16 protein-coding genes are annotated in these 16,792 nt (G+C 68.8%); 6 read left to right on the forward strand and 10 right to left on the reverse strand.

Going from position 1 to position 16,792, the window contains the following annotated elements; genetic code table 11:
* Positions 1-129: 129 nt before the first annotated feature.
* On the forward strand, positions 130-810 hold the full coding sequence (locus DX03_RS01875; protein ID WP_244880163.1) for a hypothetical protein: 681 nt from the start codon (positions 130-132) through the stop codon (positions 808-810).
* Between the two features lie 82 nt (positions 811-892).
* Here DX03_RS01875 and DX03_RS01880 read toward each other — a convergent pair whose 3' ends face one another.
* A complete protein-coding gene (locus tag DX03_RS01880) occupies positions 893-2,260 on the reverse strand; it encodes an MFS transporter (protein ID WP_038685885.1) in 1,368 nt (455 codons plus the stop codon).
* A 97-nt stretch (positions 2,261-2,357) separates the two neighbouring features.
* Here DX03_RS01880 and DX03_RS01885 point away from each other — a divergent pair, with 97 nt between their 5' ends.
* Positions 2,358-3,242: a LysR family transcriptional regulator gene (locus tag DX03_RS01885; RefSeq protein ID WP_038685888.1), complete on the forward strand. Its 885-nt coding sequence runs from the start codon at positions 2,358-2,360 to the stop codon at positions 3,240-3,242.
* A gap of 72 nt (positions 3,243-3,314) precedes the next feature.
* Here DX03_RS01885 and DX03_RS01890 read toward each other — a convergent pair whose 3' ends face one another.
* Both DX03_RS01890 and DX03_RS01895 read right to left on the reverse strand, forming a co-directional pair.
* Complete coding sequence (locus DX03_RS01890) at positions 3,315-4,838, reverse strand: carotenoid oxygenase family protein (RefSeq protein ID WP_038685889.1); 1,524 nt, start codon at positions 4,836-4,838, stop codon at positions 3,315-3,317.
* Between the two features lie 38 nt (positions 4,839-4,876).
* Positions 4,877-5,299 carry a DUF2141 domain-containing protein gene (locus tag DX03_RS01895; protein ID WP_038685891.1) on the reverse strand — a complete coding sequence of 141 codons (423 nt, stop codon included), beginning with the start codon at positions 5,297-5,299 and terminating at the stop codon, positions 4,877-4,879.
* Between the two features lie 146 nt (positions 5,300-5,445).
* Between DX03_RS01895 and DX03_RS01900 the strand changes: the two genes are divergently transcribed.
* Both DX03_RS01900 and DX03_RS01905 read left to right on the forward strand, forming a co-directional pair.
* The gene (locus tag DX03_RS01900; RefSeq protein ID WP_038691745.1) at positions 5,446-6,549 is read left to right on the forward strand and encodes a sensor histidine kinase; all 1,104 of its coding nucleotides are present in this window, start codon (positions 5,446-5,448) and stop codon (positions 6,547-6,549) included.
* Complete coding sequence (locus DX03_RS01905; protein WP_038685892.1) at positions 6,546-7,184, forward strand: response regulator transcription factor; 639 nt, start codon at positions 6,546-6,548, stop codon at positions 7,182-7,184. Before DX03_RS01900 ends, DX03_RS01905 begins: the two co-directional genes overlap by 4 nt.
* 16 nt (positions 7,185-7,200) lie before the next feature.
* On the opposite strand, the gene DX03_RS01910 is transcribed toward DX03_RS01905, so the two are convergent.
* Both DX03_RS01910 and DX03_RS01915 read right to left on the reverse strand, forming a co-directional pair.
* The gene (locus DX03_RS01910; protein WP_038685894.1) at positions 7,201-8,412 is read right to left on the reverse strand and encodes an MFS transporter; all 1,212 of its coding nucleotides are present in this window, start codon (positions 8,410-8,412) and stop codon (positions 7,201-7,203) included.
* 62 nt (positions 8,413-8,474) lie between these two features.
* The gene (locus tag DX03_RS01915; RefSeq protein ID WP_244880164.1) at positions 8,475-9,446 is read right to left on the reverse strand and encodes an alpha/beta hydrolase; all 972 of its coding nucleotides are present in this window, start codon (positions 9,444-9,446) and stop codon (positions 8,475-8,477) included.
* 184 nt (positions 9,447-9,630) lie between these two features.
* Here DX03_RS01915 and DX03_RS01920 point away from each other — a divergent pair, with 184 nt between their 5' ends.
* Entirely contained in the window at positions 9,631-10,518 is an 888-nt protein-coding gene (locus tag DX03_RS01920; protein WP_038685897.1) for a LysR family transcriptional regulator, read from the forward strand.
* A 28-nt stretch (positions 10,519-10,546) separates the two neighbouring features.
* Here DX03_RS01920 and DX03_RS21025 read toward each other — a convergent pair whose 3' ends face one another.
* Entirely contained in the window at positions 10,547-10,720 is a 174-nt protein-coding gene (locus DX03_RS21025) for a hypothetical protein (protein WP_185753437.1), read from the reverse strand.
* Between the two features lie 368 nt (positions 10,721-11,088).
* Between DX03_RS21025 and DX03_RS01925 the strand changes: the two genes are divergently transcribed.
* Positions 11,089-11,691 carry a M23 family metallopeptidase gene (locus DX03_RS01925; RefSeq protein WP_051598710.1) on the forward strand — a complete coding sequence of 201 codons (603 nt, stop codon included), beginning with the start codon at positions 11,089-11,091 and terminating at the stop codon, positions 11,689-11,691.
* Positions 11,692-11,702: 11 nt separating this feature from the next.
* On the opposite strand, the gene DX03_RS01930 is transcribed toward DX03_RS01925, so the two are convergent.
* The 4 genes from DX03_RS01930 to DX03_RS01945 all read right to left on the reverse strand — a co-directional run bounded on the left by DX03_RS01930 (position 11,703) and on the right by DX03_RS01945 (position 16,756).
* The gene (locus DX03_RS01930) at positions 11,703-12,812 is read right to left on the reverse strand and encodes an alpha/beta hydrolase family protein (RefSeq protein WP_038685901.1); all 1,110 of its coding nucleotides are present in this window, start codon (positions 12,810-12,812) and stop codon (positions 11,703-11,705) included.
* A 10-nt stretch (positions 12,813-12,822) separates the two neighbouring features.
* The gene (locus DX03_RS01935; protein ID WP_038685903.1) at positions 12,823-13,653 is read right to left on the reverse strand and encodes an AraC family transcriptional regulator; all 831 of its coding nucleotides are present in this window, start codon (positions 13,651-13,653) and stop codon (positions 12,823-12,825) included.
* Positions 13,654-13,721: 68 nt separating this feature from the next.
* Positions 13,722-15,773, reverse strand: a complete 2,052-nt coding sequence (locus tag DX03_RS01940; protein WP_038685905.1) for a TonB-dependent receptor — start codon at positions 15,771-15,773, stop codon at positions 13,722-13,724.
* Between the two features lie 161 nt (positions 15,774-15,934).
* On the reverse strand, positions 15,935-16,756 hold the full coding sequence (locus tag DX03_RS01945; RefSeq protein ID WP_038685907.1) for an arylamine N-acetyltransferase family protein: 822 nt from the start codon (positions 16,754-16,756) through the stop codon (positions 15,935-15,937).
* Positions 16,757-16,792 lie beyond the last annotated feature (36 nt).

The following is a 16,792-nucleotide window of genomic DNA, read 5'->3' on the forward strand; positions in this document are numbered from 1 at the left end:
TTGGAATCGGGTTCCGGTGGCCGTTGCAGGCCACCGGCGTCCCGTGATCACACCGTCTTAACTGCAAGGAACTGTGCCATCCCTACGTATTCATCTCCTGCATTCCGGTCCGTCTGTGGCGCGCTGGTCATGGCGTTGGCGTTGGCCGGCACCGACGTAGCCCGCGCCGAAGAACCCGTTGCCCAGCCAGCCGCCGCCGTCGATGAGCTGCCGCAAGGCCAGGAAGTCTCCGACACCGTGATCGAGCTTGCCGGCTGGGTGGTCGCAAGCAAGGACAGCCAGGGCTATCCCTTCGCGGTGCTGGACAAGGCCGCCGCCCAGATCCTGATATTCGGCGGCGACGGCCGGCTTCGCGGCGCGGCACCCGCGCTGTTTGGCTCGGCCATCGGCGATCATTCCGCTCCCGGCGTTGCCGGTCTTGCACTTCGCGCGATCCCGGGACGGGACCGCACCACACCGGCCGGTCGCTTCGTGGGCGGCTACGGTCCGTCCATCGACGCCGGGCGCGTGCTGTGGGTGGACTACGAGTCCGCCGTCTCCCTTCATCCCACCCCGCCTGGTACGCCGGCCGAGAAGCGTGCCGAACGCCTGGCATCGGCGTCGCCGGACGACAACCGTGTCACCCACGGCTGCATCAATGTCTCGACCCCGTTCTATGAGCAGGTCGTGCGGACCACGTTCGAGCGCGGTGGCGTGTTCTACATCCTGCCCGACAAGGCGAGCATCGCCGAGACCTTCCCGGCGTTCGCGGAGAGCCGCGCGGCTGCGCAGGACAGCGACGGAAAGCGCACGCGTTCCGCCCGCAAGTGATGCGCGCTGGCAGCTGTGCGGCACAGTAAGACCGACGTACATGCGCGGGATTCTGACGTTGGTCCAGGACCGCGATGCGGGGTCAGGCGTTGATTCGATCCGGCCTGATGCCCCGCCAGCAGAGCACACTGCCGCCGAGCAACAGGACAACGGCAAGGCCGATCGACAGGTGCATGCCATGCATGAACGGCGTTGGTGCCGTGTCACGCACCAGATAGCCGAAGACGGCCACGCCGAGCATCCCACCCACCTGACGTGCGGAATTGAGCACGCCTGACGCAACGCCTGCGCGCGAGGCGTCCACCGATGACAGGGTAATGTTGGTCATGGTCGGCACCATCAGCGCGATTCCACTGGCGGACATCAGCATGGGCAACACCAGGTAGCCGTAGCTGCCACCGATGCTCACCGGCATGAGCAGCAGATACCCTGACGCGGCCAACAGCAATCCCAGCACCATCAGCACGCGTGGTCCCACGCGCGCGATAAGCCTTCCTGCCAGCACGTTGACGGCGATAAGCACCACCGTCATGGGCAGGAAGGCCAGCCCGGTCATCTGTGGCGAGAGATGCTGCTGAATCTGGAAGAACAGACTGAACACGAAGATCAGGCCGTAGTAGGCGAAGTTGACGACCACGCCTGCCGCCGAGGCGATGACGAAAGTGGGGCGCCGGAACAGCTCCAGCGGCAGCATGGGCGCGCGGATGCGTGATTCGATCCCTATGAAGACCGCCAGCGCGATGAACGCCAGCGTGGCGCTGCCGAGCACCCGGACATGGGTCCAGCCGAGGCGGGCTGCCTCGGTAAGCGCCCAGGTCAACGCGGCCAACGCAAGAATGGCCGCGGCTTGCCCGGCCCAGTCGATCGTCCGTTGATGACCGGCCACGCGGGCGGCGTGACGCAAGGTCAAGCAGATACCCAGCAAGCCGATGGGAAGGTTGATCAGAAAGATGCTGCGCCACCCCAGATGGGTCACCAGAAGTCCGCCGAGCACCGGCCCGGCGGCCAGCGAAACCGCACCCATGCCTCCCCACCAGCCCACCGCGCGATTGCGCTGCTCGCGATCGGGAAATGCGTGCTGAAGCATTGCCAGTGAATTTGGCACCAGCAGCGCAGCGCCCAGTCCTTGCAGCAGCCGCGCGGCGATCAGCGCCGGAAGGCTGCTGCTCCATCCGCATGCGGCCGATGCAAGGGTGAAGACAACGAATCCCACCAGGAAGACGCGCCACGCACCCAGGCGATCGCCCAACGCTCCGCTGGTCAGCAGCAACGCAGCAAACACCAGCGTGTAGGCATTGATCACCCACTGCAGCCCGGACACGTCGGTGGCGAACTGATGGCGCACGGCATCCAGCGCCACATTGACCACACTTACATCCAGAAGAACGATAACCAATCCCAGCGCAGAGGCCAGCAGCGTGCCCCGACTGGACAGGGTGGATGTGTTCATGCGTCCCGCTCGATGTGTCGAAGGGGGTCAGGCTAGGGGCTGCGGATCTGTGCGTATACTCCCAAAAAACGCAACCCATCCATGAGAAAGCGCACAGATGTTTGACTGGGAAAACATGCGTCACTTTCTGGCGGTTGCCAGGGTTGGCACGCTGTCAGGCGCTGCGCGGGCAATGGGCGTCGACCACGCCACTGTCAGCCGACGCCTGGCTGCTCTGGAAGCCGAGCTGCAGGTGGTGCTGGTCGAACGCTTGCCTCGGGCATGCCGGCTCACCCCGATGGGGGTGAAGATCCACCGGCAGGCCACGGCGATGGAGGCGGCCGCGTTTGCGGTCGAGCGCGGGGCGCTCGCCAGTCAGACGCCGCTGGCCGGAACGGTGACCCTCAGCGCACCGCCTGTGTTGGTTGCCCACCTTCTTGCAAAACGTCTGGCTGCGTTCCGCGATGAGTATCCCGACATCCAGCTCTCAACATCCGCGCAGCCGCAGCAGGTGTCGCTGAGCCGGCGCGAGGCCGATGTGGCACTGCGGCTGGTGCGCCCCAAGGAAGCCGGCAGTGTGGTCCGCAAGCTGGGTGAGATGCCGTTCGCGCTGTATGCAAGCGTGGGCTACGCAGCCAGGCACGCGCCCACGGACTGGTCGTTCATTGCGTACGACGCCCAGTTTGCCGACATGCCCCAGCAGCGATGGCTGCTGCAGATCGCGGCCGGCCGCTCCGTTGGCTGCGCGCTGAGCGACATCAGTGGGCACCTGAGCGCAGCGCTGGCCGGTGCCGGCGTTGCCGGCCTGCCGCGCTTCCTTGGCGATCACGCGCCCGGATTGATTCGGCTCGAACACGACGGCCCGGCCTTCTCACGCGATGTCTGGCTGGTCGTACACCGCGACCTGCGGCGTGCGGCACCGGTGCGGGCCGTCATGGACTTCGTGGCGAACGTGGTTTCGCAAACGCCGGGTCTTGCGCAGGCGGACGCCTCGGGGAATTGAGTGTGCATCGGCCCTTCATGATCCCGCGTGCCATTCCCGGGCCAGATCGATGACGTCGGCAGAGCGATCCACTCAGCCGCGCGCGGCGAACGTGCCATGGAAGCCCAGCGGTACCGCATACGGCAGCCATGCCTGGGCCAGTGGACCCGCATCGATGCGCTGCGCATCCAGCACCGCGATACCGCTGCGTTGGGTGGCCGCATCCAGCAGCGTACCTACCAGCCAGCCATCGTCGGCGCTGCGGCTGCCCGGGCGCGGGACGAACACGTGTTCCTCGGCGAGGATATCGCGACCGTACCGGTGCACTTCGCGCCGACCCCGGTCCACGTCGTAGCTGGCCACCGCGTTGAAATAGGGCGCCGTTGTTTCGCCCTGCATGGCCGGTGCGTACAGGCGTGCACCGCGCCCGCCGGCGCTGCGGCGGTCGAACAGCGGGAATTCGATGCCCTGGATACCGGTCTCTTCCCAGTGTGCCTTCCCGGTGCGCAGGTCCAGGTGCAGTTCGCGCAGCGAGGCATTGGAATTGGTGGCATGCGCGGCATCGCCGGCCATCGCGGCATGCATCGGTGAGCGCGCTTCGTTGATGTCGTCGTGGCGCACGGTGCGCATGACGATGCGGCCGTTGCGCTGGTACGCATCGCCGAAATGGTAGGCCGCGGTGAAGTCCGCCTCGAACCACTGCGCGGTATCCGGCGCCGCCTTGGGTACCACCGCAATTCGGCAGGGGCGGTCCGGGGCGAACTGCAGGCGCTCGAAGAACGCCGCACCGGATGGCTTGACGTCGAACGGCATCAGCATGAACACCAGATGGTCGTCGGTCATGGCGAACGCATGCAGGTAGCCCATGAACGGGGTGTCCAGTACGGTGGCCGAGCGCAGCTGCCCGTCTGCGCCGATCTTCCACACCAGCAGGCCGGTACCGCCCAGCAGCGACAGCGAGCCGAAGTTCCACACGGTGCCGTCGCGGTCCACCAGCGGGTGCGCGGAGAACGGCACGGTGGCCAGGTCCGGGCGCCAGGTGGTGGGCCCCAGCGTGCTCAGTTCATCGGGGTCCAGTTCGAACGCCGAGCCGGCTTCGCACAGGGCGAACAGGCGGCCATGAATGCTGATCACCGAGGTGTTGGCGGCGTTGGCATCGTCGTTGTTGCGTACCGCCTGCATGTCCGGCACGGCGGTGCCGGCGGCCGGGTACAGGAAGCGGCCGGCCTTCTGCTCGCGGGTGAACTTGGGCGTGGCCACCATCCGCGCGCGATGGGTCAGCGTGCCATCGCCGTTGAAGTGCCAGCCGTGCACCATGCCGTCGCCGTCGAACCAGTGGTCGTAGCGGAAGCCGTTGCGTTCGGTCCAGGCCGGGCCGTTGCGGTACAGCGTACCGGCCAGCCCCTGTGGCAGGCGGCCCTGCAGCTGCACGGTCGCCGGCCCCAGGGTTTCAGTGGTGACGCTGCGCCAGCCGGTCAGCCACGGGTGCTGCTGGCGGGCGGCGGCGAACGTGGCGGCATCGCCGGCTATGGCCGGGAGGCTGCGCAGGGCAGTGGCGCCGATCACGGCGGTGGTGGTGGCCGACAGCAGTGAGCGGAGGAAACGGCGGCGGTCCATGCGGGAATCTCGTAAGAGGGGCGGAAGAGGGCGTGCGGTCAGCGCAGTGCGATGTCGATGGCCGCGCCGTCGGCCGGCACCTGTACCCGCGCTTCGTCGAAGGTGGGCTTGCGCTGCACGCGCGGGTTGTTGCTGAAGCCGTAGCCTTCCACCGGAATGCCCACCAGGTTGGTGTCCAGCGTGCCGTTGTCGTTCTCGTCATGGGTAACCAGCACCGCGTAGTCGCCGGCGGGCAGGTTCTTGAACACCACGTGCGCTGCATCGGCGGTGGCCGGCAGGCTCTGCGCCTGCACCGGGGCCGCCTTGCCGTCCCAGCCGGCGGCGCTGTCCACCACCGCCAGACGCACGGTACCGGTGTGGGCGCGGATGCCGTGCAGGTCCACCTGGAGGTCGCCGGCAGCGGCGGTGGAGGCCAGCAGCAGGCCGGCGAACGGAAGGCAGAACAGGGCGTTGCGGATCATGGCGGTGGCTCGGTTGGGTGTGGGGCCAGTCTGCCCAGCGCGCCGCCGCGGCCCCATGCCCAGTGGTCATCGATCCGCAGTGCCGGAAGTCACTTTCTGCGCCGCGCCCATTGCCGGGCGGCATCCTGCGCGGGCAGCATGCGCACATGCCTTCTTTCCTGCGCACCCTCATCAGTCCCCTCAGCCTGGCCGGCCTGCTCACCATCCTGGGCGTGGGGCTGTCGCTGGGGCTGCCGTCCGACGCCGATGGCGCGCTGCGCTGGAGCGTGCTCGGGGTCTTCATCGCGCTGTTCCTGGCCTACGACCACCTGCCGCCGCGGTCGCCGCTGCGCCTGGCCAGCGACGTGCTTCAGGCGCTGCTGGCGTTGTGGCTGTGCTGGCTGGAGCCCCGCGTGGGCACGGTGCCGGTGCTGCTGGTGGTGCTGGTGGCCCACCTGGCCGAGCACTGGTCGCCGCGCGCGGTGCTGGCCACCACGGTGGTGCTCAACGTTGCCCTGTACCTGGTGCTGCGCCACAGCGGCTTCAGCCAGCCGCTGCTGATCGTGGCGATCTACGCCGGCTTCCAGGCGTTTGCCGCGCTTACCGCGCACTACGCACGCAGCGCCGAGCAGGCACGCGATGCGCTGGCCCGGGTCAATGCGGATCTGCTGGCCACGCGCACGCTGCTGGCCGACGGCGCACGCGACGCCGAGCGCCTGCGCCTGGCGCGCGAGTTGCACGACGTGGCCGGGCACAAACTCACCGCGATGCGCCTGAACCTGCGCGCGTTGTCTACCGATCCTGCGCTAGCCGGCCGTGAGCAGGTGCTGCTGGCCGAGCGCCTGTCCGCTGAGTTGCTCGGCGATATCCGCCAGGTCGTGCAGTCCATGCGCGATGACCGCGGGTTCGACCTGGCCACCGCGCTGCAGGCGCTGGCGGCCCCGTTCCCGCGGCCCGGGCTGCGCGTGCGCATCGGCGCGCAGGTCCGCATCGGCAATCCGCTGGTGGCCGATGCGGTACTGCGGCTGGCCCAGGAAGCACTCACCAACGCGGCGCGGCATGGCGATGCCAACACCGTATGGCTGGACATCGACACGGACGCCCACGGCGTGCGCATCGACATCCGCGACGACGGCCAGCGCAGCGAGCGCATCCGCGAAGGCAACGGCATCACCGGCATGCGCGAACGCCTGGCCGAGCTGCAGGGGCAGCTGGAACTGGCGCGTACCGATGCCGGCGGCATGCACCTCATCGCGCGGTTGCCGGCATGAGCGCGGCACCGGTGCGGGTCGCATTGGCCGACGACCAGGCCTTGGTGCGGGCCGGCCTGCGTGCCCTGTTGCAGGGGTTGGGCGTGCAGGTGGTGCTGGAGGCCGACGACGGGCAGACACTGCTGGATGGCCTGGCTCACCAACCGGTGGACGTGGTGCTCAGTGATATCCGCATGCCGGGCCTGGACGGCATCCAGGCCCTGCAGCAGGTGCGTGCACGCGGCGACGCCACGCCGTGGCTGCTGCTGACCACCTTCGATGAAAGCGATCTGCTGTTGCGTGCCAGCGAAGCCGGTGCGCAGGGCTTCATGCTCAAGGATGCCGCCCCGGAAGACCTGCACGAGGCGATCTGCCGCGTCGCCGCCGGCCACACGCTGCTGTTGCCGGTGAGCACCGACCCGGTGCGTGCGCGCTACCGCTTCCACGATGAAGCGCCGCCCAGCGATACCTTCAACGAGAAGGAAGTGGCGATCCTGCGGTTGCTGGCCGGCGGCTATTCCAACCGCGAAATCGCGCGCAGCCTGTTCCTGGCCGAAGGCACGGTGAAGAACTATGTCTCCACCATCCTGGACAAGCTGGGCACGCGCGACCGGACCCGCGCGGTGTTGAAGGCGATCACCCTGCGGGTGATCTGAGCCGCGGGCCTGGTACTCAGCCGCGCCGGCCCACGCGTGCCACCGCGACCGCTGCGGCGGACGCCAGCAGCAACAGCAGTGCACTCACGCCGAACGTGGCCCGGTAGCCGGCACCGTCGTACAGCAGGCCACCCACGGTGGAGCCCAGCGCGATGCACAGCTGCACCACCGCCACCATCAGGCCACCGCCGGCCTCGGCGTCGCGCGGCAGTGTGGCGGCCAGCCATGACCACCACCCCACCGGTGCCGCGGTGGCAACCAGCCCCCACGCCGCCAGCAGCACGGCAGTCACCGGCAGCGAATGGCCGAACACGGTCAGGCCCAGCGCGATCACCGCCATCACGAGCGGGAACAGGATCAGTAACGGGTACGGGCTGCCCTTGAGCAGGCGTCCCACCAGCAGCGTGCCGACCAGGCCGGCTACACCGATGGCCAGCAGGATGCTGGACAGCGCGGGCAGGGCGACGCCGGTGGTGCCTTCCAGGAAGGGCCGCACATAGGTGAACAGCGTGAACTGCCCCATGAAGAACAGACCCGCAGCGAGCATGCCCAGCGCGGGCAATGGGCGGGTGAGCAGCCGCAGCGCGCCGGGGCGTGCCGTGGCCTGCGGGGCCGGCCGCATCGACGGCAGCGCAATCCACTGCCATGCCAGCGCGATCACCGCCACCGGCACGATGCAGAAGAAGGCACCGCGCCAGCCGATGATGCCGCCCAGGTAGCTGCCCAGCGGCGCGGCCACCACCGTGGCCAGTGCGTTGCCGCCGTTGAACAGCGCCAACGCCTTGGGCACCTCGTCCGTCGGTACCAGGCGGATGGCGACGGCCGCCGACATCGACCAGAACGCACCGATGACCACGCCGATCAGCGCCCGCCCGAGCATGTACATGGCGTAGTTGGCGGCCGTGGCCACCACCACGCCGGACACGCACATCAGCACCGTGAGCAGAAGCAGCAGCACCTTGCGGTCCATGCGGCCGGCCACGCGCGCGGTGAGCAGGCTGGTGACCACCGCGAAGGCGCCGGAAATGGCGATGCCGTAGCCGACCCAGCCTTCGCTCACCCCAAGTGTGGCGGCGATCGGCGAGAGCAGGCTGACCGGCATGAATTCCGAGGCGATCAGGGCGAACACGCACAGGCTCATGGCCAGCACGCCGCCCCAGTTGGCCGGATGAGGCACAGCGTCGTGGGCGGCGGTGGCAGGCAGGGAAGGGGAGGCAGGCGTGGACATGATGACTCGGTAGGGGCGAAAACAGGGCGCCGGCCCACGGTGGGCCGGCGTTAGTTGCGGGCTCAGCGGGCGCGCAGGTGGGTGGTGAAGAACGCGGTCAGCGCGTCGAATGGAATCAGCGCCACCCGGTCGTAGAGGTCCACATGCCCGGCGCCGGGCACCACCAGCAGCTGCTTGGGCTGGCCGGCCAGGCGGTAGGCCTCTTCGCTGAACTCACGCGAGTGGGCGGTCTCGCCGGTGATGAACAGCATCGGGCGCGGCGAGATGGTCTCGATGTCGGCCAACGGATAGAAGTTGAGGAACTTCAGGTTGCTGGTCAGCGTGGGATGGGTGGTCAGCGCCGGCGAGGATCCGGCCGGGGTGTACGCCCCGCGCGGGGTGCGATAGAAATCGTAGAACTCGCGTTCAATCGGCGAGGACGTTTCATCGATGCTGTGCACCGAACCGCTGGTGTACTGCACCGGCCCGCCGGCGAATTCCACATCGCGCTGGGCCACTGCGGCGGCGATGGCGGCCTTGCGTTGCGCCACGCTCACCGCGTGGCCAAGACCGTTGCGGTTGGCCGCGCCCATGTCGTACATGCTCACCGTGGCGATGGCCTGGATGCGCGGGTCGATCTTCGCCGCGCTGATGACGAAGCTGCCGCTGCCACAGATGCCAATGGCACCGATGCGGTCCTTGTCCACGAACGGCTGCGTGCGCAGGAAATCGACTGCCGCGCTGAAGTCCTCGGCGTAGATGTCCGGCGAGACGGCGTTGCGCGGCTGACCTTCGCTTTCGCCCCAGAACGACAGATCCAGCGACAGGGTGACAAAGCCCTGCTCGGCCATGCGCGTGGCATACAGGTTGGCGCTCTGCTCCTTCACCGCACCCATGGGGTGGCCAACCACGATGGCCGCGTGCGGCACGCTGCGGTCCAGATCCTTGGGCACGAACAGGTTGCCGGCCACCTGCATCTGGTACTGGTTCTTGAAGGTGACCTTCTGCACGGTCACCCGGGGGCTGGAATAGAAGTTGTCTGCGCCGTGGCTCATATCGGCTCCTGAGGCAAAGAGGGGAAGGGTCAACAGCGCAATCAGCGCGAGCAACCTGGGCATGGGCGATCCATCGGTGAGTGGGCCAGCCCAGTGTGGTCGCGCGGGCACCATTTGATTAGCTAACCAATCGGGAATGACGCTGTTAGGTGCGCTAATCAATGTGGCGTGCCAGACTTGCCCCATGGCACGCCGCAATCTCAACGACCTTCTGGCCTTCGTCACCGTTGCCCGCGAAGGCAGCTTCACCCGTGCCGCCAGCGTGCTCGGGGTGACCCCGTCCGCGTTGAGCCAGGCCTTGAAGGCGCTGGAAGAGCGGCTGGAGATCCGCCTGCTGACCCGCACCACGCGCAGCGTTTCGCCCACCCAGGCCGGCGAGCGCCTGCTGGCGGCCATTGGCAATCGCTTCGATGAGATCGAAGCGGAACTGGACGCGCTGACCGCACTGCGCGACAAACCGGCCGGCACCGTGCGCCTGACCAGTGGCGACTTCCCGCTGCGCACGCTGCTGCTGCCGCGGTTGATGCCCCTGATGCACCGCTACCCGGACATCAACATCGAGTTCGATGTGAGCTACGGCCTGCGCGATATCGTGGCCGACCGCTTCGACGCGGGCATCCGGCTGGGCGAAAGCATCGACAAGGACATGGTGGCCGTGCCGATCGGCCCACCGCTGCGCATGGCGGCGGTGGCCTCACCGGCCTACTTCGCCCGCGTGCCGCCGCCGAAGGTGCCGGCGGACCTGACCGGGCACCGTTGCATCAACATGCGCTTCCCGACACGAGGCGGGCTGTACGCCTGGGAGTTCGAGCGTCGGGGGCGTGCAGTGAACGTGCGCGTGGACGGCCAGCTGACCTTCAACACCTCGCCGCACATGGTGCTGGCTGCGCTGGACGGGCTGGGCATTGCCTTCCTGCCCGAGGACGAGTTTGCGCCGCACCTGGAAGATGGCCGGCTGGTGCGGGTGCTGGCGGACTGGTGCCCGCCGTTCCCGGGCTATCACCTGTATTACCCCAGCCGCCGGCAGCATTCGCCGGCGTTCGCGCTGGTGGTGGAGGCGTTGCGGCGCTGAAGCGGGCGGCCGTGTTTGTCAGTGCCGCTTACATCGTGGTGCTGTCCACCAGTTGGCGTCCGGCCTGGGTCAGGTCGATGTCGCCGTCTTCGGCCTGCGCGGCGTAACCGGCTGCCACGGCCCAGTTCGCGTCCGCGTCCGATACCGGGCGGGTGGCGTTGATGTCATCCAGGATGCGGCGCTGCTCGGCGGTCAGGCTCACGTGGTCGGCCCGCTGGACCCGATCGCGGCCCCGCCCTGTCTGGCACGGATGGCACGGCGGTGGTTCACCCACCACACCAACCCGGGCAGCCCATACAACAGGGCGCCGACCAACAGAAATATCTTGAATGCGGTGTTCATGGGGTGCCTTCGATAGCAGCCTGCCGGGCGTCCAGCGGAGGGAAACCGGAATGAATTTCCCAGGCGACAGCTGCAGTTCAGCAGATGCCACGTGAAGCCGCTGTCCATCCGGCGCGGCAATGCCGTGACGCGGACCACAACGCCTGTGCACTTCATGCCCAGCCCACACACGCTTTGTACCCTCGTTGCCTGCGCCCCACTGGAGCAACGATGCGCCCGGATACACCGATGTCTTCTTCTGCCGCTACGCCCTCACCGGCACGTCTGCTGCGCCGCTGGCTGGTCCGCCTGCTGTTGTTGGCCGCCTGCGTGGTGGCGGTGGGCGCCCTGTGGAACAGCCGCTGGGCAGAGGTGCCGCGGGCGATGTGGACACTGGCACGGATGCCGCCGCCCACCGCACTGCCGGTGCCCGTGGACGGGGTGACGGCCCGGCGCATTGCCGATACGTTCGGCGCGCCCCGTGGCCGCGACCGCACCCATGCCGGCATCGACATCTTCGCCAAGCGCGGCACGCCGGTACGCAGCGTGGGCAACGGGATCGTGGCCGATGTCCGCGAGGGCGGGCTGGGTGGGCGGCAGGTGTGGGTGCTGGGCCCGGCCCGCGAGCGCTACTACTACGCCCACCTGGAAGGCTGGCGCGACGGCTTGGCGCGCGGCGAGGTGGTGGCGGCCGGTACCGTGCTGGGCTATGTGGGCGACAGCGGCAATGCCAAGGGCACGCCACCGCACCTGCATTGGGGCATCTACGGGAGCGAAGGCGCGTACGACCCGCTGCCGTTGCTGCGCGCGTGGACGCCGGCCCCAGGCGCAACGCCGGCAGCGCGGCGATGACGGCGCGCGCGCTAGCGGGTAGCGGGCGTGCCCGATACCGGTGCCAGCGCTTGGCCAAACACCTGCAGCGCCTGCGCGATGGCCGCTGCGTGGGCCGCGGCTTGTGGCGCCTCCGGCGGGCACAGGGTGGCCAGGCGTTGGCGGCCGAGCGGAGTGCAGGCGGCCAGGAAGTCGTAGTGGCCTACGCCGGGCAACGCGCGCAGCGTCGCCTGCGGTGCGAGCGCTGCAAGCACCTTGCCATTGGTGGATGGCGGCGCTACCGCATCGGCGTCGCCAAGCAGAATCGACACCGGCTGCGGCAGTGCGCGCAGCTGCGCCGGCGTAAACGCCTGCACGATGGCCGGTGCCATCAGGAAGGCGGCACGCACACCGGGCACGCCGTGGTCATCGCCTGCCTGCGCCATGTAAGGCGCCAACGCGGGCGTCGCCGCTGCGTCGATGCGGGCCTGCAGCGTGGAGGCGGGCATTTCCAGTTGCGGCTGGCACACCCCGTCATCCGGGGTGGCGCGGCAGAACGCCAACAGATGGGCCATATCCACGCGCGCACCGGCGGCGGCCAGCGCGGTGAAGCCGCCGGCGGAGAAACCGGCCACCCCCAGGCGCGCGGCATCCAGGTGCGCGCCGAGCTGGGGGTCGGCCTGCACCGCGGCCAGCGCGGCCTTGAGGTCCTCGGCCCGTTCCCAGATCAGGATGCTGCCGGCCAGCGTCATCGGCTCCATGCCGTTGTTGCCCGGGTGGTCCACCGCGATCACCAGGTAGCCGGCCCGCGCCATGGCAATGCCGAACCAGCCCATCATCCGCGCGCTGCCGCCATTGCCGTGCGAGAGCAGCAGGGTGGGCAGGGCACCCGGCGCAATGGGCGCGTCGACGGCGGCGCTGCCCACGTTGAACAAGGGTGCATCCGGGGGTCCGATGGTGATGGGCTGCTCGCGGGCACCGGGCGCAGCCGGGTACCACACGGTGTAGCGCAGGCCGTCGTGCTTTGCGGCATCGCGCACCGCGGCGCTGGCGCTGCGGGTCTGGCCATGGCGCTCGCCGACAACGGCCGGCGCGGGCGCTGCCAGCGAGGGGGCACTGGCCAGGCAGAGCAGCAGGGTCAGGCAACGGGCAGGCACTCGCATCGGCGTTCTCTCAGGTAGGGTCGGTGTCGGCCAGGGGCAGCCAGATTTCCACGCCGCCGTGGCCGCTGTGGGCGTCAAACCGTGCGTCGTAGCGTTCCAGCTCCGGCGCATCGGCCAGGCTCAGCCCGGATGCGGGCAGGTAGTGGTTCAACAGCCAGTACCAGGTGGAGCGGATCGCCGAGATGTGGCCGGCGTGCCACGCCACCACGTAACGGTGGGCGGGAATGCGCACGGTCTGCCAGCCGTCCGGCAGCGCCGCGAAGCCGGCCACGCCGATGCCGGCGATATAGTCGAAGCTGCCGTCATCGTCGCTGTTGCAGCACACGCCGTAGCTCACCTCCGGTGCGGTGGGGCAGTGCAGTGCCAGCCGTTGCCATTGCGAGGGAATGGCGGCCACCGACGCGCCGTGGTGGCGCGCACCGATTCCGGCTACCAGCAGGGTGTCGGCGTTGACGATGCGTGGTGGCTGCGCGCAGGGCAGGGCATCGTCGTGCAGCTTGATCGCCTCCACCAGCGCGATGCTGTCCAATCCTTGCGCGCGCACCTGTTCCGGCGGGCGGCCGAACTGCTCGGAGAATGCACGGGTGAAGGTGGGATGTGAGGCATAGCCTGCGTCCAGCGCGACCTGCAGGATGTCGCGCGCGCCGCCGGCCAGTTGCCGCGCCGCTTCGCTCAGGCGTCGCCCGCGCAGGTAGCGCACCAGCGAGGTGCCGGTGCTGGCCTGGAACACGCGGGACAGGTGGAATGGCGATACCCCCACCACGCGCGCCACGTCGGCCAGGGCGATCGGCGCGGCGTGGTGGCTTTCGATGTACCACAGGGCCCTGCGTGCCGCGCTCATGCCGCCTTCCGGATCGGGACAGGCACGCAGCGTAGCCCAGCATCGCCAGGGCCGCTTGGCCGTTCTTGCTACAGCGTGAGGTTCAACGACACGAACAGGCTGCGTCCCGGAGCCGGCGAGAACATCGGCTGGTCATTGCCGCCCCAGAAGAAATTGTCGTACCACGCGTAGGCGTAGGTGCGGCCGGTGAGGTTTTTCACCTGCACGTCCACGCTGAGCCGCTCCGACACCGCGTAGCCGGCGCTGGCGTCCAGCACCGCGAAGCCGCCAAAGCGACCGTGCTGGTTGCGCTCTTCGATGTAGTAGTCGCCTTGCCGGCGGCCCTGCATGCCGAAGCGCCATCGCGCATCGGGGCGGTAGTCGGCCCCGATGTTGGTGATGTGGCGCGGCGTGGCCAGCACCTCGTTGCCGGCCAGCGAGCGGCCGTCGGCGGTGAACGCGCTGATCACCTTGGCCTGCTGGATGGCGTGCGATGCCCAGAGCGTCCAGCGCGCGCTCACGCGTGCATTGAACTGCAGGTCCACGCCGCGTCGCCGGGTCTGGCCCAGGCCGACGGTGGTGCCGGTGGCGGGCATGTTGGCCACTTCATCGGTGGCGTCCTGCTGCCAGGCGGCGACACGGGCCTGGATGCCGTCGGCGGGGCTGAAGCTGATGCCCAGTTCCTTGCCGGTGTTGATCGACGGGCGGAAGGCGGCCTGCCCGCTGGTCAGGTAGGCCGGGGCGGTGGACCCGGTCAGCACCTGGAAGGTGCGGCCCCAGTTGGCATACACGTTGAGCGAGGGGGTGAACGCGTACGCCACGCTGAGCTTGGGTTGGTCTATCCAGCCGGAGCGCTGCAACGGCGCGCGGACGCCGCCGGGCAGGTGGGTGTCGCCCGAGAACCGATCCACGCGCCACGCCGGGACGATCTTCAGCGCCGGTGTCGGCTGGATCACGGCCTGCAGGTAGCCGCCGACGTTGTCCAGGGAATAGCGGTCATCGTTCTGGATGCGCGCCGGTACGGCATCGAAGTCGGTCGGGATGCCGTAGGCGTAGCGCAGTCGCCGGTACGCGTTGTCCTGCTGTTCGGCGTTGATGCCGCCAGCCACGGTGAGCCGCTCGCTGGCGCGCCAGGTCAGGGTGCTCAGCAGCCCCGTCTGCCGTTCGTCCCACTGCCGGCGCTGGCGCGGCGCGTTGCCGGGTTGGTAGTCGGTGAAGGTCACCTGGCGGTCGTCCTCGTACCGGTTGTAGTACAGCCGGTTGCTGAGCTGCAGGGTGTCGGTGAGGCGCAGGTCGAGGTGCGCGCCGAGGGTGTGCATGTCGCGCACATCGCCATCGTTGGCATTCTTGCGCGGCGATGCGCGGCGTGCGTTGGCCAGTTCGGTGGCGGTGAGGAAGCCGGGTTCGTCGGCAACGTGGTGGTACACGCGTGCGACCAGGCCGGCCTTGAGCACGTCCTCGTCGCTGCCGATGAACCATTTGCCGCCCAGCGAATACTTGCGCGACCGGTCGTGGTCGCGATAGCCATCCGAGGCCTGGGTGCCGATGAAGTAGTTCTGTGCCACACCGTTGGCCTCGCGACCGAGCGCGACCTGCACTTCGCGGCTGTCGAAACTGCCGACGCTGAGCCGGGCATCGGTGTAGGTGCCGCCCTGGCGGGTGCCGATGTTGATGTTGCCGCCGATGTTGTGCAGGCCGTAGCGCGGGTCGTTGGTGCCGCGCACCACTTCGATGTAGTCGATGTCCAGCGGGAAGATCATGTCCACGAAGCGCTGGTTGCCGCTGTTGACGTTGCTGGGAATGCCGTCGATCAGGATCTTGATGCCGTTGATGTAGCCCTCGCCGTTGAACGCACGGAAGCTGGCCTTGCCGGACTCGGCGCCCTGGCGGGTTTCGGTGAGCTGGATGCCCGGCATCTGCCCCAGCAGTTCCCAGCTGTTGCCGACGTTCTTGTGCGCGATCTGGTCGGCGCCCATCACATCCACCGAGGTCAACACCTGGCGCGACGCCAGGGGGCCGGTGTTGCCCTTGCGGGCGTCCACGCTGCCGAGGGTGACGGTTGGATCTGGCGCGGGGGCGGCACCGACATCGAGGGGGAACAGGGCCGCCAGCAGGGCTGAGGCAAGAGCAGGGGTTTTCATGGGGAAGCGGCGTCAGGCAGTCTCGATATAGCAATGATATAACATTGCAACAGTGGTGACCCATCCCCGCTGCCAGCCGTAGGCCATCTGTGAGCCCTCGCTACGGAACCGCGACGCGCCTGCAGGGCGAAGTCATCCCGTGCCGGCTTGCGTGAGCGGGCTCACGCCACCCCGCGCAACCACGCCGTGATCGCCTCGCGCAACCGTGGATGCGCGGGCACGGTGATGCCGAACCCCTCGTGCAGCACGGTCAGCACATCGTCGGCGCCGTTGAGCATGCGGCGCTCGCTGGGCTGCCCGCGGCGGTGCACGGTGTAGGCCCCGGCGCCGATCGTGCGGCGCCCGTCCGGCCCGGCCAGGGCGACCCGCAGCTGTCCGGGGAAGGAGGAGTGCGGGTGCGTGCACACATACCAGTTGCCCACCTCATGGTCGATGGGGGCCTGCACCTGCAGGTCGAAGTGGTAGAGCGGCCGCCACTCGCCGGCGATGTCCACCCGCAGCAGGAACTGGTCGTGCTGCTGGTCCAGCCGATAGTGCTCGTGCGGCGTGGCCTGGGCGAACCGATGGTCCAGCCGCAGCGGACCGGTCGGCGTGTTGCCACCGAAGCCGACGTCGGCGATGTAGTCCACCGCGTCGATCCGCACCAGCACCAGCATGTGGGTGCGCGCGGTGGGGGCGTCATCGGTGCGCCCCATGACCACGCGCGCGGCAACGGCGCGGGCGTCGAAGCCCAGGTGCTGCAGCAGCGCCAGGAACAGCCCGTTGAGCTCGTAGCAGTACCCGCCGCGTCCTTCGCGCAGCAGCTTGTGCGCCACGCTGGGCAGGTCGATGGCCACCGCATCGCGCAGCAGCGTGGTGAGCGTCTCGAACGGGAACGTGGCGTTGTGACGTTCCTGCAGCAGCGCCAGCGTGGCCAGGGTAGGGGGCGGTGGCGCCGCCACGCCGAGGCGGGCCAGGTAGTCGCGACAGGTTTGCGGGTCCATGGGCAGGGGCCATGCGGGAAGGTGACGCCACTGTGG

The sequence above is a fragment of the Stenotrophomonas rhizophila genome, assembly GCF_000661955.1.
GTDB classification, from domain to species: Bacteria; Pseudomonadota; Gammaproteobacteria; order Xanthomonadales; family Xanthomonadaceae; genus Stenotrophomonas; species Stenotrophomonas rhizophila.